At 55.4% G+C, this 16325-nt stretch carries 11 protein-coding genes; all 11 read right to left on the reverse strand.

The genetic code is table 11. The features are described 5' to 3' along the window. Positions 1-43: 43 nt before the first annotated feature. Positions 44-1042 carry a phenylalanine--tRNA ligase subunit alpha gene (gene pheS / locus CLH62_RS15075; protein ID WP_099619020.1) on the reverse strand — a complete coding sequence of 333 codons (999 nt, stop codon included), beginning with the start codon at positions 1040-1042 and terminating at the stop codon, positions 44-46. A 151-nt stretch (positions 1043-1193) separates the two neighbouring features. Beyond that, positions 1194-1547, reverse strand: coding sequence for a 50S ribosomal protein L20 (gene rplT / locus CLH62_RS15080; RefSeq protein ID WP_099619021.1), 354 nt, complete (start codon positions 1545-1547; stop codon positions 1194-1196). 49 nt (positions 1548-1596) lie between these two features. Further along, positions 1597-1788 carry a 50S ribosomal protein L35 gene (gene rpmI / locus CLH62_RS15085; protein ID WP_007151842.1) on the reverse strand — a complete coding sequence of 64 codons (192 nt, stop codon included), beginning with the start codon at positions 1786-1788 and terminating at the stop codon, positions 1597-1599. A 95-nt stretch (positions 1789-1883) separates the two neighbouring features. Beyond that, entirely contained in the window at positions 1884-2429 is a 546-nt protein-coding gene (gene infC / locus CLH62_RS15090; protein ID WP_099619022.1) for a translation initiation factor IF-3, read from the reverse strand. Then, positions 2426-4351: a threonine--tRNA ligase gene (gene thrS, locus CLH62_RS15095; protein ID WP_099619023.1), complete on the reverse strand. Its 1926-nt coding sequence runs from the start codon at positions 4349-4351 to the stop codon at positions 2426-2428. Before thrS ends, infC begins: the two co-directional genes overlap by 4 nt. A gap of 153 nt (positions 4352-4504) precedes the next feature. Further along, positions 4505-7111: a TRAP transporter permease gene (locus CLH62_RS15100; protein ID WP_099619024.1), complete on the reverse strand. Its 2607-nt coding sequence runs from the start codon at positions 7109-7111 to the stop codon at positions 4505-4507. Between the two features lie 76 nt (positions 7112-7187). Beyond that, complete coding sequence (locus CLH62_RS15105) at positions 7188-8171, reverse strand: TAXI family TRAP transporter solute-binding subunit (protein WP_099619025.1); 984 nt, start codon at positions 8169-8171, stop codon at positions 7188-7190. A 185-nt stretch (positions 8172-8356) separates the two neighbouring features. Further along, positions 8357-10741 carry an efflux RND transporter permease subunit gene (locus CLH62_RS15110; protein ID WP_099619026.1) on the reverse strand — a complete coding sequence of 795 codons (2385 nt, stop codon included), beginning with the start codon at positions 10739-10741 and terminating at the stop codon, positions 8357-8359. 46 nt (positions 10742-10787) lie between these two features. Continuing rightward, positions 10788-11936: a WD40/YVTN/BNR-like repeat-containing protein gene (locus CLH62_RS15115; RefSeq protein ID WP_228152869.1), complete on the reverse strand. Its 1149-nt coding sequence runs from the start codon at positions 11934-11936 to the stop codon at positions 10788-10790. A 147-nt stretch (positions 11937-12083) separates the two neighbouring features. After that, the gene (locus CLH62_RS15120) at positions 12084-13472 is read right to left on the reverse strand and encodes a DUF1329 domain-containing protein (RefSeq protein ID WP_099619028.1); all 1389 of its coding nucleotides are present in this window, start codon (positions 13470-13472) and stop codon (positions 12084-12086) included. 182 nt (positions 13473-13654) lie between these two features. Then, positions 13655-16297 carry an aminopeptidase N gene (gene pepN, locus CLH62_RS15125; protein WP_099619029.1) on the reverse strand — a complete coding sequence of 881 codons (2643 nt, stop codon included), beginning with the start codon at positions 16295-16297 and terminating at the stop codon, positions 13655-13657. Between the last annotated feature and the right edge of the window lie 28 nt (positions 16298-16325).

The following is a 16325-nucleotide window of genomic DNA, read 5'->3' on the forward strand; positions in this document are numbered from 1 at the left end:
TGCGGTTTTGCCTGTTTGTTTGAATGCCCTGATGACTGCCCTTTTAACGGAACTGGCGCAGGAAACGCAGATCGTTTTCAAAAAACATTCGCAGGTCGTTCACGCCGTAACGAAGCATGGCCAGGCGCTCTACGCCCATACCAAAAGCGAAGCCACGGTACTCCTCGGCATCAATTCCGCAATATTCGAATACTTTGGGGTGCACCATCCCGCAACCCATCACTTCCAGCCACTTGATGCTGCCATCCGCTTCCCGCCCCCATTCAATATCCACTTCCGCGGAGGGCTCGGTGAAGGGGAAATAGGACGGACGAAAGCGAACCTGAAGATCCTGCTCGAAAAAGACCCGGAGAAACTCCTCCACCGTGCTTTTCAGGTCCGCAAAGCTGACGTTTTTCTCGACGAGCAGACCTTCCACCTGATGGAACATCGGCGTATGGGTCATATCCGAATCGCAGCGGTACACACGCCCCGGACAGATCATTCTGAAAGGAGGCTGACCAGCCTCCATGGTACGGATCTGCACCGGAGAGGTGTGAGTGCGCAGCAGGATGCCCGGGTTGAAATAGAAGGTGTCGTGCATGGCGCGGGCCGGATGGTGCCCGGGAATGTTCAGGGCTTCGAAGTTATGGTAATCGTCTTCGATTTCGGGCCCCTGCTCAATGGTATAGCCTGCCCGGGAGAAAAACTGCTCAATCCGCTGCAGGGTGCGGGTAACCGGATGCAAACCGCCAAGCTCCTGGCCGCGGCCAGGGAGGGTAACGTCAATGGATTCACTGGCAAGTTTCTGCTCAATGGCGACGCGCTCAAGATCACCTCGCCTGGCATTGATCGCTTGCTCCACCTGCCCCTTGGCTTCGTTGATCTTCTGGCCGGCCGCCGGCCGCTCTTCTGCGGAAAGCTTGCCCAGGGTTTTGGCCTGCTGGGTAATGACACCCTTTTTGCCAAGATACTCAACGCGAATTTGATCAAGTGCCTGCAGGCTGTCAGCGCTGTCTACTGCCGCCAGACCGTCCTGAACCAGTTGCTCCAGGTTTTCCATTGACCCTGCTCCAAACCAGAAATGGAAGTGCTAAAAACGAAATTTCAGAAACAAAAATAGGGGAAGAGCGTGCCCTTCCCCTATCAGAAGGCGCCATCATGAAGTCATGAGACGCCCATATCGATCAGTAATCGATGAAAGAGCTAAGCGATCACAGGGACGCTTTGGCCTTCTCGACAACAGCGGCAAACGCCTGCTGCTCGTTCATTGCCAGATCGGCCAGAACCTTACGATCGATTTCAACGTTAGCCTTTTTCAGTCCAGCGATCAGACGGCTGTACGACAGACCGTTGGCGCGGGCACCAGCATTGATACGGGCAATCCACAGAGCGCGGAAAGCACGCTTACGGTTACGACGGTCACGGTAGGCGTACTGACCGGCCTTGATTACCGCTTGCTTGGCTACACGGAATACCCGACTACGAGCGCCGTAGTAACCTTTGGCCTGACTGAGAATCTTTTTGTGACGACGGCGTGCGACCACACCACGTTTTACACGAGCCATACTTTAATCCTTCTACCTTAAACCTTTGCAGGAATCGTTAGCGGCTGAATCAGCACGCTGTCATACGCTTGATGGAAGCCACATCAGACTTGGCAATCAGCTTGGTACCACGGAGCTGACGCTTACGCTTGGGGCTCTTCTTGGTCAAGATATGACTGGTGAAGGACTGCTTGTGCTTGAAGCCAGTCGCGGTTTTCTTGAACCGCTTGGTGGCTCCGCTTTTGGTTTTCATCTTAGGCATTTTTTAAAACTCCGCATTCTATTTTTAAGTAAACAATAATGTGCCCCTGAACGACAAATCCCCCGCGTGCGCGGGGGACAAGCACCCGATCAGGTTCACTTCTTCTTGCGGGGCGCCACAATCATGGTCATCTGCCGGCCTTCCATTTTCGGCCGCATCTCTACCTGGGCAATCTCATCAATGTCTGCTTCAATACGCTGCATGAGTTGCATACCAATTTCCTGGTGTGCCATCTCACGGCCACGGAAGCGGATCGTGATTTTGCCGCGGTCCCCGTTTTCAAGGAAACGTACCAGGTTGCGTAGTTTGACCTGATAATCCCCTTCTTCAGTTCCTGGACGGAACTTAAGCTCTTTGACCTGCGTCTGCTTCTGTTTTTTCTTGGCAGCCGCCTTGGCCTTCTTCTCATCGAAGATTTTCTTGCCGTAGTCCATTATCTTACAGACGATCGGATCGGAATCCGTAACCTGAACCAGGTCAAGAGACGCTTCTTCTGCCTGCTTGATTGCATCTCCAATCGGTACGACACCAACCTGATTGCCTTCGGCATCGATCAGACGGACTTCCGTTGCGTCAATATTCTCATTGATCGGCGCTTTAGGTGTGCGCCCACCCCGATTCGCTCGCTGTTTAATAATCAGATCTCCGTTTTGGTTTTGCCCTTGCGTTGGATGTCATCAGCCAATAGCTGTTCGAACGCTTCAAGCGACATAGTTCCCAAATCTTCACCTTTGCGGGTTCTCACCGCTACGGTGTTGCTCTCGATTTCTTTGTCTCCGACAACAATCAAAAAGGGAACTTTATTAATAGTATGCTCGCGGATTTTAAAGCCGATCTTCTCGTTTCTCAAGTCAGCATTAACCCTAAAGCCCAAAGAATCCCACTTTTTCGCCAGATTCTGACAATAATCACGCTGATTATCAGTGATATTGAGGACCACAGCCTGAGTTGGTGCCAACCAGGTGGGGAATGCGCCTTCGTATTCTTCAATCAGAATACCGATGAAACGTTCGAACGACCCGAGTACCGCTCGGTGCAGCATGACCGGCGTCTTACGCTCGGAATTATCTGCCACATACTGGGCGCCCAGGCGGCCCGGCATGGAAAAATCGACCTGAATGGTACCGCATTGCCATACCCGGCCGATACAGTCTTTCAGGGAGAATTCGATTTTAGGGCCGTAGAAAGCACCTTCGCCCGGTAAAAGCTCCCAGTCCACGCCCTCACGATTCAGCGCCTCTTCCAGGGCGGCTTCGGCCTTGTCCCAGACTTCGTCGGAACCGACCCGCTTCTCAGGACGAGTGGACAGTTTGTACAGGATCTCAGTAAACCCGAAATCTGAGTAGATTTCGTGCAACATTTCAATGAATGCTGACACTTCCTTCTGGATCGCGTCTTCTTCGCAGAAGATGTGGGCATCATCCTGTGTAAAGCCGCGAACACGCATCAGGCCATGCAGAGCGCCGGACGCCTCGTTTCGGTGACAGGAACCGAACTCTGCCAGTCGCAGGGGAAGATCCTTGTAGCTCTTCAGCCCCTGGTTGAAAACCTGAACGTGACAGGGGCAGTTCATGGGCTTGATGGCGTAGTCGTGCTTCTCAGACTCCGTAGTAAACATGTCGTCTTTGAACTTGTCCCAATGGCCGGATTTTTCCCAAAGAGTACGAGACACAACCTGGGGCGTCTTGATCTCCTTGTAGCCATGCTCGTGCTGCTTGCGGCGCATGTACTGTTCAATCTCCTGATACAGCGACCAGCCATCCGGGTGCCAGAATACCATCCCGGGCGCCTCTTCCTGCATATGGAAAAGGTTGAGTTTCTTGCCAACCTTTCGGTGATCACGCTTCTCAGCTTCTTCCAGACGGTGGAGGTAGGCCTTCAGGTCCTTCTTGTTACCCCAGGCTGTGCCGTAAACACGCTGCAGCTGTTCGTTGCTGGTGTCACCACGCCAGAAAGCACCGGACACCTTGGTCAGCTTGAACGCCTTCAGCTTGCCGGTACTGGGCACGTGGGGGCCCCGGCACAGGTCAATGAAATCGCCCTGGCGATAGAAAGACAGGTCTTCATCACCGGGAATGTCCTCAATGATGCGCACCTTGTACTCTTCACCCATCTCGTCAAACAGCTTGACGGCGTCTTCCCGGGACATAACAGACCGGGAAACCGGAATATCCTGCTTCGAGAGCTCTTCCATACGCTTCTCGATCCGCGCCAGGTCCTCATTGGTAAAGGGGCGGTCGAACTTGAAGTCGTAATAGAAGCCGTTGTCGATGACCGGGCCGATGGTAACCTGAGCTGCCGGAAACAGCTCCTTGACAGCCATTGCCAGCAAATGGGCAGTGGAGTGACGGATGATATCTACGCCATCTTCATCACGCTCGGTGACAATGGCCAGCTGGGCATCGTCTTCAATACGGTAGCTGGTGTCTACAAGCCGGCCATCCACCTTTCCGGCGAGGGCGGCTTTGGCGAGGCCAGCACCAATATCGGCGGCGACGTCATGAACGGTTACGGGTTCGGCAAAACTGCGATGGCTGCCATCAGGCAGGGTTACGACGGGCATGGAAAGCTCCTGTGAGTTACTCAGCGGTGATCTATACCAGAGACCACATGTTGACGGCACTGCGCGATACAAACCGCGGGCCGGTTCGAGGCGAAGTCTAACAGAAAAAAACCCGGCAGGTTAATGCCGGGTTTTTACGGACAGAATCGATGCTCAGACTGGCTGCGCCGTCTCTTCTTCCCTGGCCCGTCGACGCAATTGACCGAAGGCAACGAGTCCGAGAAGGATCAGTGCCGGAATGAACATCAGCTCTTTCGGTGGTCGTTCCTGCGGCACCTGGAAGGCATCAATTGTCCAGTCGAAATAAAGCCCGGCATTTTCTGCCACGCTGCCATAGGACACAAAGTCCACAATCATCTGATCACCGTCCTGGCGCAGACCAAGCCCTGATTCCTGAAGCCGGGCTTCAGGGTTCTCACCCGCAGGTAACGGCAACTGCAGGAATGTGGACTTCTCATCACCATCAATCGTCGTGCCCGAGGCCTTGATTACAATATCCTCGCCCGCGGGAACCGTCTCGATGTATTCCATAATCTCGGTCCCGGGCCGGTTCTCGACCGGGGGATAGACCATGTCCCACCAGAACCCCGGCCGGAACAGGGTGAAGGTTATCAACAGCAAGCCCAGTGTTTCCCACCAGCGAGTGTGGGTGAACCAGAAACCCTGTGTCGCGGCGGAGAAAACCAGCATGGCCGTGACGGCACTGGCTATAGTGACCAGAAGATCAAACCATCCGGTCAGCCCGATGAGCAGCAACTGAGTGTTGAAGATGAACATGAACGGGAGGATCGCGGTCCGGATATCATAGGTAAAGCCCTGAACACCCGTTCGTATGGGATCCGCTCCGGATATCGCAGCGGCAGCGTAAGCCGCCAACCCCACTGGCGGCGTATCGTCCGCCAGTATCCCGAAGTAGAACACAAACAGATGCACGGCAATGAGCGGAACGATCAGTCCGCTCTGGGCACCCAGCGTTACGATGACCGGAGCCATCAGGGTCGATACCACAATGTAATTGGCGGTGGTCGGCAACCCCATGCCCAGGATAAGACTGATCACGGCGGTGAAAATCAGCATCAGCATCAGATTGCCGCCCGAGATAAACTCGACAAACTGAGCCATAACCAGGCCAACGCCGGTGAGTGTGACCGTTCCAACAACGATACCGGCTGTTGCCGTCGCCACACCAATGCCAATCATGTTTCGGGCGCCGGTTGCCAGTGAACGCACCACATCCACACCGCCCTGCTTGAACGCCGCCGGGAGCTTTCCCTTTTTGCGAAACAGATTCTTGAGCGGGACCTGGGTAACCACAATAAAGACCATCAGCATGGTCGCCCAGAACGCCGAAAGCTGGGGTGAGAAACGCTCCACCGTGAGGCACCAGATGAGGACCACCACTGGCAATAGGTAGTACAGACCGGTTTTTACGGTGCGTCCCAGTGGCGGCAGCTTGTCCATCGCATCGGCCGGATCATCTTCCTCCAAGTCCGGGAACTGCGCTGCGTACCCAACCAGTCCGATGTAGATGGCGAGCAGCGCGGGCCCCAGAACCCACGCAGCCGCGTCGCCAAATACCGCTTTCGTCCAGCCAATGCCGTAATACACAGCCAGGGTCAGCACTGACAGACCCAGAAGCATAAAGACCCAGGTCAGCATGCGCTGGGCAAGCGTCCGCTTGTTCGGCTGCTCGAGGCCCTGCATGTTCAGTTTGCAGGCCTCAAGGTGAACAATATAGATCAGGGCTATGTAGGAAATCATTGCGGGGAGAATCGCGTGTTTCATCACCTCCAGATAGGAGATACCCACATATTCCACCATCAGAAAAGCTGCCGCCCCCATCACTGGCGGTGTCAGCTGGCCATTGGTGGACGCCGCCACCTCTACCGCACCGGCTTTTGTGGCAGGAAATCCCACCCGCTTCATCAGCGGAATGGTAAACGTGCCGGTGGTCACCACGTTGGCAATGGAAGAGCCGGAGATGATCCCACTCAGGCCACTGGACACCACCGCCGCTTTGGCCGGACCACCCTTCATATGGCCCAGGGAGGCATAGGCAACCTTGATGAAATAGTTACCTGCTCCGGCTCTCTCCAGCAAGGCACCAAAAAGCACAAACAAGAACACGAAGCTCGTTGAGACACCCAGTGCAACACCGAATACGCCTTCGGTACCCAACCACTGATGCGAGGCAAGTTTTTGCAGGCTAGCGCCACCATGAGAAATGACATCCGGCATGTAGGGGCCAGCGAGCGAATAGAAAATGAACACGGCAGCCACAATCGTGAGTGGCAGGCCGAGGGCACGGCGGGTCGCTTCAAGTAGAAGCACCAGGCCGAGCATTGCGATGATTAGATCCTGCAGAATTGGCGCACCCGGCCGAGTCGACAGCTCCTCATAGAATATGTATAGGTACGCTGACGAGAACGCGGCCAGGAGAGCAAGAATCCAGTCGTAAAAGGGCACTGCATTGGAGGTGTCATGCCGCCCTTTGATCATGGGGAAGGCGGCAAACGCCAGGAAAGACGCAAATGCCAGGTGGATCGAACGTGCCTCTGTTGAGTTAAACACCCCTATTTCAAAAATGTAGGGTAGTGGCGAAGCAATCCACAATTGAAACAGGGACCAGACCACGGGAATGATAAACAAAAGCACCGCGGCATATCCGGTGCCGGCACGTCCGCCGGTTTCTGTCTTCAGGAACTGATCAACGGCTGATGTCTCAACGGAGTCCCCGGAGTTAGGATCTTTGCCGGTCATAGGTATGTCCTGTGAAGGAGGGAAAGGAAACAGCAATCGGGGTGGCACAGGCCACACCCGATTACCCGGTCAGTCGTTATTTGATCAGACCCGCTTCCTTGTAGTACTTCAGGGCGCCCGGATGCAGAGGCGCACTCAGGGCATCCGATACCATTTCTTCCTTCTCCAGGTTCGCAAACGCCGGGTGCAGACGCTTGAAGCTGTCAAAGTTTTCGAACACTGCCTTGACCACTTCGTAAACCACCTTTTCGGACACATCGGTAGAGGACACGAAGGTCGCCGCTACACCGAAGGTGGCCACATCCTCGTCGCTTCCGCGGTACATACCACCGGGAATAATGGCTTTACGATAGTACGGGTTCTCGTCGATCAGTTTTTTGGTGGCGGCATTATCCACTTCTACGATGACGCTGTCGCAGGAAGTGGTCGCTTCCTTGATAGAGCCGGAGGGATGCCCAACCGTGTAGAAGAAGGCATCGATGTTGCCATCACACAGCGCCTGGGACTGTTCCGCCGCTTTCAGCTCAGCAGCCAGTGAGAACTTGTCCAGGGTCCAGCCCATTTCGTCCATCAGCACTTCAGCCGTGGCACGCTGGCCAGAACCCGGGTTACCGACAGAAACGCGCTTGCCTTCCAGATCTTCAAAGGTTTTGATGCCGGAGCCCTTACTGGCAACGACTGTGAACGGTTCCGGATGCAAGGAGAACACCGCACGCAGCTCCTTGTTGGCGCCGTCGTCTTTAAACTGGCTGGTGCCATTGTAGCCATGGTACTGCCAATCGGACTGGGCAACCGCCAGATCCAGCTCGCCCTGGCGAATGGCATTCAGGTTGTAGACAGAACCGCCGGTGCTTTCGACGGAGCACCGAATGCCATGCTCCTTGCGATCCATGTTCACCAGGCGACAGATGGCGCCGCCGGCCGGGTAATAAACCCCGGTTACACCGCCGGTACCGATGGTCACGAACTGTTGCTCCTGGGCGCTCACTGGTGCCGAGGCCACACCCAGGCCTACGGCGGCAGCAACGGCAAATGCAGAGGCTTTGAGTTTCAGTGTCATGTGAGTTCTTCCTTTTTCTGGTCGTTATAATCAATTGCCCGCTATATGATGCGGACAGACAACACGGTCGTCTTAGAACATAGACCACTTGAGAGCATAAATAAAGTATGGATTAGCTCGCTAACCGGTTGAGCGAACAACAAAAAAAGCCCGCATTGCGGGCTTTTTACGCACTGCTGCGAATGTTATTTCGCAGCACGGGCCTTGGCAAGCATCTGGTCCGGCCTTAACAGGAACCGGGCCAGAGCGGGAAGCAGCCAGATAGCGCCAACCATATTCCACAGGAACATGAAGAACAGCAGGAAGCCCATGTCTGCCTGGAACTTGATCGGCGAGAAGATCCAGGTCACAACACCGAGACCCAGGGTTACGCCGGTAAACATGACAGCCTTACCGGTTGAACGCAGAGTCTCAAAATAGGCCTCCTGCAGGGTCTTGCCCTCCAGCAGATACTTCTCCAGCTTGCTGTAGATATAGATACCGTAGTCAACACCAATACCGACCCCCAGGGCAATAACTGGCAGGGTCGCCACCTTGATACCAATACCGGACACAGCCATGATCGCTTCACAAAGAATCGACGTCAGGCCCAGCGGTACCACAATACACAGTACGGCCCGCACGGAGCGGAAGGTGATCAGGCACAACAAACTCACCACGCCATAGACCATCAACAGCATCATGTCCTTGGCGCTGGAGATCACCTCATTGGTAGCTGCCTCAACCCCTGCGTTACCAGCTGCCAGCAGAAAGGTGTGATCCTCAGAGTTATTGTTGACCGCAAACGCCTCAACACGGTCGACAACAGTCTGCAGAGTTTCCGCCTTATGGTCTTCCAGGAACACCAGCACCGGCGTCAGACTACAATCGGTATTGATCAGTCCCGAGGGCGCGCTCCGTATGGAGGCATTGATAATGGTCTGGTTCCGGGAGATCTCATACCACTTCCAGTTGCCTTCGTTCAGCGCCTTGGTGACGATCTTCGAGACATCTGCCAGAGACGCGGAAGACTGAACGCCCGGTGTATTCTCAAGTTCCCATTGCAGCGCATCCATGGCGCGCAGCACCTCATATTGCGTGCACTGCTCAACCGGAGTTTCAACCATCACTACCAGAACATCGGCACTGGTTGAATAATTGTCAATTATGAAGGCGTTATCGGTGTTGTACCTTGAGTCAGCACGCAACTCCGGCGCGCCGCGATCAAGGTCACCCACTTTCAGGTTCTGTTTGTAATAAAGACCCAAGCCAAGGCCAATTACCGCAATCAGAAGAGAAATCGGCGCAACTCCGGGATGGGCGAAGTACGACATAACCCGCCACTTCCGGTCCTGCTTTTCACCATGGTTTTGAACATGGCGAATACCGCCCTTCGAGATTCCGATGTAAGACATGATCAGGACATGGAGCACCAGGTTGGTGATGATCACAAAGGCGACACCAATACCTGCCGCGACTGCCAGATCCCGGATCACGTCAATTTCGATGAAGATCAGCGTCAGGAAGCCGAAGGCATCTGATATCAGCGCCAGCATGCCCGGAATGTAGAGCGCCCGGAACGCCAGGCGAGCAGCGGTAACCGCATCAAAGCCCTTGGCGGCCTCGACGGCAATGGCGTTAACAATCTGGACACCATGGCTGATACCAATGGCAAACACCAGAAACGGCACCAGAACGGAATAGGGGTCCAGACCATAGCCCAGCAACCTCAAAGTACCCAGTTGCAGGAAAACTGCGATGATCGAGGTAAAGACAGGTACCAGAGTTCCGGTAATGGAACGGGAATACCAGAACAACAACAAGGTAGTCAGAATGATGGTGATGCCAGCAAACCAGGCGATTGAACCAATCCCCTCAATCAGATCACCGACCTTTTTGGCGAAGCCGACAATGTGAATCTCGACGTTCGGATTCTCGGCCTCGTATTTCTCGCGGATCTTCTCTTCCAACTGGCGGGAAAACTCGCCGTAATCAAGGGGCTCGCCCGTTTCCGGATTCTTTTCGTAGAGGGGTGCATAAACAATCGTGGACTTGAAATTGTCCGCCACCAGACGACCGACCTCATTCGATCGCAGAACGTTCTGCCGGAGCTGTTCGAGGCTGGCATCCGAGCCATCGTATGTGTCCGGTATTACCGTGCCGCCCTGGAAGCCCTGCTCTGTCACCTCCACCCACCGCACGTTCGATGTCCAGAGGGTTTGCAGGCCAGACCGATCCACACCATTCAGATAGAAAACCTCATCGGTAATCTGCTTGAGGGTTTCCATGTATTCCTTGGTGAAGATATCCCCCTCTTCAACCTCGACTGCGATTCGCACAAAGTTGCCGAGGTTCTGGAGATCATCCCGGTTCTCCAGCATGTTCACGATATACGGATGCTGAAGCGGGATCATCCGCTCAAAACTGGCATCAGGCTGAATCTTGGTGGCGTTGTAGCCAAGAAACAGAGTCAGCAGAAAAAAGGCGACCAGAATGATGGCGCGGTTGTTAAAAATCATCCGCTCCAGGAAAGGTTCCGCCTTGGGCGTCGTCAGGTAGTGCTCGCCCTTGTCATGCTTCGGATTGGACATTCAAAAGCCCCTCTATTTTCCGTTCGGTTGTTGCCACATCAGGGCGTTATTGAAGGTTCTTTCCGCGGGCGTCTGTTATCGTCGCACCGCCTTCACCTACGATCAGAAGCCCGGTACCCGAGACCGGAACCACGCTCATGACACCTTCCCGGTCGCTGCGGAAGTATTCACGAAATGACTCGGCGCCATTGCTGCTCGTCAACACAACACCACCATTACCAACAAGGATGATGCGGCCATCGTCAACTACGGTCCCGTCGTTGAGGGTGGCATCCGCGGTGCTTGGAACAACGCGCCAGGTCTTGCCAAGATCGCTTGAAAACAACATGTTGCCACGAAGACCGAAGGCCAGGATCTCGTTCACCTGGCCGGTGCCAATGACACCGAACAAAGAACCTTCGTAAGGGCTTTCACGACGCTCCCAGGTCTGTCCACCATCCACTGAAACATGAATCTGGCCTGACTCACCGACCACAACCAAAGCCCCACCAGTAATCTGAGTCACGCCGTTGAGGTGAAAGTTGGTGGCATTGTCGATGCGTGGAGCCCAGTCCTGCCAGCTTTCTCCGCCGTCGGTGGTGCGCAGTATCATGCCGTAGGCACCCACCACAAAACCATGGTTGTCGTTCTCGAACCAGACATCAAGCAACGGATTCACCGGCCCGATGTCGAGGTCTGACTGCATGTTCTCCATGGTAAAAAGAATGTCATCCAGCGCCCACTCAAGGTCGCCTTTCTCGGCCTCGGGGGCGGCTTCAATACGCTCCTCCATAGCAGCGGCCTGGTCTTCCTTGGTCTGGATAGCAATCTCAAGGGCTTGAACACCGGTTAACTGAAGTTTCCAGGTTTCACCGGCATCCTCAGAGTGCAGAATTACGCCACTGTGGCCCACGGCCCAACCTTGTGTGTCTGATCCAAAGTCCACACCGGTGAGGGTCACGGACACCGGCACGTCGCTCTGGGTCCAGCTCTGCCCCTCATCATCGGAGTAGATGATATGGCCCCGCTCCCCTACTGCCACGATGCGGTCACCGGCTTTTGTGACATCATTGAGCAGTCTCTCGGGAGCCAGATCAGTGGGCCGGGCCGGGGTTTCGATGACATCTGCAAGCGCAAACGCCGCCGGCGCTGACCACACCATGGAAAGCCCTAGGCAAACCGCCCCCAACGTCTTGCACATCAACCTTTTAGCCATTCAGTTGCCTATTCATGTTGTTTTGAACTTTGTGTCTCTGGCCGGTCTTGCCGGCAATAACGATGAACATACCGGCAGCCTTCCAGTTGCCGGTATGTTGAGTCACCACTTCCTGTGGGCGGGGACGCATCCCTTGGCCACTAACCCCTAGCGAACACTCCTGCGGCGCAGAGACGCCGGTGAGAAATAGCGTGTGTTCGGAACCTCATTGGAAAATACCCGGGTATTGGGTTCTTCGGTGTCCAGGCCAAGCACATGATAACGACGTGCCTGAAGGTCATGATAGACGTCCAGCACGGTCCACACACCCGGAAGCTCATAATAATTTTTCGGGAGGCCCATGGTTACGCGCCAGAGCTCGCCCCGACCGTCATACTGATCCAGCAAAACCGTGTTCCAGCTGTCTTCGTCGATATAGAAGCGGCGCTTACCGTAGATATGACGCTCGCCCTCTTTCAGCCTGGCTTCAACGACGTGGACCCGATGCAGTTCCCAGCGAGTGAGGTCCGGGTTCAGGTGTGAAATCCCCAGAATTTCAGAGTAAGGCGTGCCCTTCTCTCCAATCCGGTAGTTGTTATAGGGAATGTAGATTTCCCGCATCCCTTCGTAGTTCCAATTATATCGGTCCAGGGCACCGTTAAAGATATCTGTGTCATCCGCGGTACGTAGGTTGTCCGAGGCTGCAATTGGCGAATCGTAGCCCAGGTTTGGCGCCCTGCGTACACGACGCTGGCCCGCGTTGTAGCCCCAGCCATTGCGCGGATTGATGATCTGGTTCAGGGTCTCATGAATGAGAATGGCACCGCCGGCAAGCCGGGGGGGGGACTGGGTAAACGACAGGTAATAGAAGATGACGTTGTCCAGCTCTTCTTCACTACCTTCCGGATTGTAGAAATTGAAGAATGCCTCCTGCTGGGAGGTTACGAGTGAATAATCGCCATCAGTCTGGACAGCAACCTCACTGGATCGGCGGGTAACCGAAACGCCGCGCCAGCGGGTCAGATGGTTCCAGATTGCCTGCCAGGCTTTTTCCTCATTGTTGCCATGAAGGATGGGGAACGGGTAGCCCCCGAACGCGCCATCAAGGCCTTCACCCTTGCCCACGATTTCAGCGTTCACCGCGTTCTCGCGGGTGTTCTCGGCCACCCAGTCAGGAACGGCATGGGTCCGACGTGACTGGTATACCGGTACACGGAAGGTAGTCGGATAGGTTTCCAGCATGGCCTTCACACCGTCCGTCAGGTACTCCTCATACTGATCCATGTTGGCAGGCGTGATGGTAAACAGGACTTCATCGTCCGGAAACGGGTTGATGTGATGCTGACCGCTGCCTTCATAACCGGCAGGAGGCTCTGTCAGACCGCCGGTCCAGGGTGGAACGGTACCGGCGCTGTTACCAGCCTTGGGTGAGCCAAAGGGGGTCAGGTCCTGGCCAAGACGGGCCGCTTCACTGGGGGATACAGCTGCCAATGCAGTTGATGATGCCACGGAGAGAGCCAGCAGACCGCCGAGAATCGCATTTTTATTGTGTGTCATTGTGAAACCTTAAGTGCGTCTGGAAGCCTCTGTAGAGGCTTTTTATTGTCGTCTGCGGGGAATACAGACCTTCAACCAGATTAACGGATCACGCCTTGAAGTCTATCGACCGAAAGTGCGATTTTGTATCCTGCTGTGACATAGCTCCCGGTCACAGCAGGATACCTCAACCACCTCCAGATTCAGCCGGCAAGGCTCTTGTGCACCACCTCATAGACATCCCGGGACAAGCCTTCCTTGTCGCGGATGCGTTCCAGCGCGGATTTCATCTGACCGCTGTAAGCCGGCGCAAATTTCTGCCATCGGGTCAGCGGCGTCACCAGGCGCGCAGCGATCTGCGGATTGCTGTCATCCAGCCGGCAAACCTGATCCGCGAGGAAGTCATAGCCGGAACCATCCGGATTGTGGAAAGCCGCCAGGTTCTGCCCGGCAAATGCACCTACCACTGAGCGAATCTTGTTCGGATTCTTCCAGTCAAAGGCCGGATGCTCCAGCAACTTCCTGATATCCGGCAGCTGCCCCGCCCGGTCGCTGGCCGCCTGAACGGAGAACCATTGCTCAACAACCTGCGGATCGTCCCGAAAGCTGTTGTAGAACTCGTCCAGAGCCTGACGCCGATCATCCTCGTAATCGGAATTGACCAGCGCCCGCAGGGCACCCATACGGTCTGTCATATTGTCGGCGTCGTTCATCTGGCTCACCGCCATAGTGCGGCCTTTCTCATCATTGATCATGAGTAACCAGGCGAGTGCGGTATTACGCAGGCTGCGCCGGGCAATGGCCTCCGGAGTCACCTCATAGGCACCGGTTTCGAGATTACGCTGGTAACACGCCAGTAGCTCGTCCCTCAGGGCGTGGGCCAGGCATTTGAGCACTGCTTCACGGGCCTGGTGAATCGCGGGAACATCAGCATTTTCCGCCAACTCGATCAGGTACGCCTCTGACGGCAGCTGAAGCATTTTTGCCACCAATGCCTGATCAAGGTCCGTATCGGAAACCAGGCTCCGGTAAGCCTCTATCAGCCTTGGCTCCACTTCCGCGTCATCCGCGGCACCCACCAGGGACTGAATCACATCCACAGCCAGTCTCTGGCCGGCATCCCAACGGTTGAATCCATCGGGATCGTGACTCATCAGGAACAGCAGCTGCTCGCGTGTCCACGGATAGCGAACCCGGACCGGTGCCGAGAAGTGCCGCAGCAGGGAGGGGACCGGCTTTGCATCAAGACCATGAAACTCAAATGTGTGAGAAGCATCGGTAAGCTCAAGCACGCGCTCAATGGGCGATTCAGATGCATCCGCCTCCAGCTGCAACGCCAGTGGTTGGCCATCCTGCCCCAGAAGTCCCAAAGCAAAAGGAATGTGCTGGGGCTTTTTATTGGTCTGGCCCGGTGTATCCGGAATGCTCTGCTCAATCGTCAGTCGGTAAACGCCCTGGCCAGCGTCGAATTCATCGGAAACAGTCAGTACCGGCGTCCCCGCCTGCTCGTACCACAGCCGGAACTGGCTCAGATCACGACCCGAAGCATCCTCCATGGCTCTCACGAAATCGTCGGTCGTGACCGCCTGGCCGTCATGGCGCTCAAAGTACAGATCACTGCCCTTTCGGAACATATCCGGCCCCAGCAGGGTGTGGATCATGCGCACCACCTCTTCCCCCTTCTCGTAAATAGTCAGGGTATAGAAGTTGGTAATTTCCATATAGGAAGCTGGCCGAACCGGGTGCGCCATCGGGCCGCTGTCTTCAGCAAACTGGGCCGTACGGAGCAGCGTGACATCTTCAATCCGCTTGACGGTGGGCGAGCCCATATCCGCTGAGAACTGGGCATCCCGGAAGACGGTAAAGCCTTCTTTCAGGCTCAGCTGGAACCAGTCACGGCAGGTAACCCGGTTGCCGGACCAGTTGTGGAAGTATTCGTGGGCGACGATGGCTTCAATGCGCTGAAATGCCAGATCCGTTGCCGTTTCCTGGCTGGCCAGCACGCAGGAGGAGTTGAAGATGTTGAGGCCCTTGTTTTCCATGGCGCCCATGTTGAAGTCGTCCACCGCCACGATCATGAAAATATCCAGATCGTATTCCCGGCCGTAGACCTCTTCATCCCAGCGCATGGACCGCTTCAGGGAGTCCATGGCGTGGTCACATTTCTCGGCGTTCCGGGGCTCCACATACATGCGCAGATCAATGTCACGACCGGAGCAGGTGGTAAAGCTGTCGCGCTTTTCCACAAGATCCCCGGCTACCAGGGCAAAGAGATAGCAGGGTTTGGGGAACGGATCTTCCCAGGTCACGAAGTGGCGGCCGTTTTCCAGCTCGCCCTTCTCGACGTCGTTACCATTGGACAACAGGATCGGATACGCCTCCTTGTTGGCCTCAATGCGGGTACGGAAACGTGCCATAACGTCGGGACGATCCGGGAAGAAGGTAATACAGCGGAACCCCTCGGCTTCACACTGAGTACAGAACATGCCCGAGGATTTGTAGAGACCTTCAAGCCGGGTGTTATTCTGGGGTTCGATCCAGGTCACGACGGTCAGACGGAACTGGTCCGGCACCGAGCGAATGACCAGCTGATCACCCCGGTCCTCATAATCGCTCGCCGCCAGTTTGGCGCCATCCAGGGCAACGGACTCCAGCTTCAGGCTGTCACCGTCAAGCTCCAGGGGGGCGGATACATCGGCGGATTCGGGATTCCGACGAAGTTCAAGTGTGCTGTGTACCCTGGCACCATCCTCAAAAAGCTCGAAGGTCAGTTCCACGGTATCGACCAGATACGCCGGCACCTTGTAATCGCTCAGGTAAATGGTTTGTGGCTGGCTGGTACGCATTGGTTTTCTCCAGAATTCGCTGCCTGCA

This window comes from Marinobacter guineae, assembly GCF_002744735.1.
Taxonomy (GTDB): Bacteria; Pseudomonadota; Gammaproteobacteria; order Pseudomonadales; family Oleiphilaceae; genus Marinobacter; species Marinobacter guineae.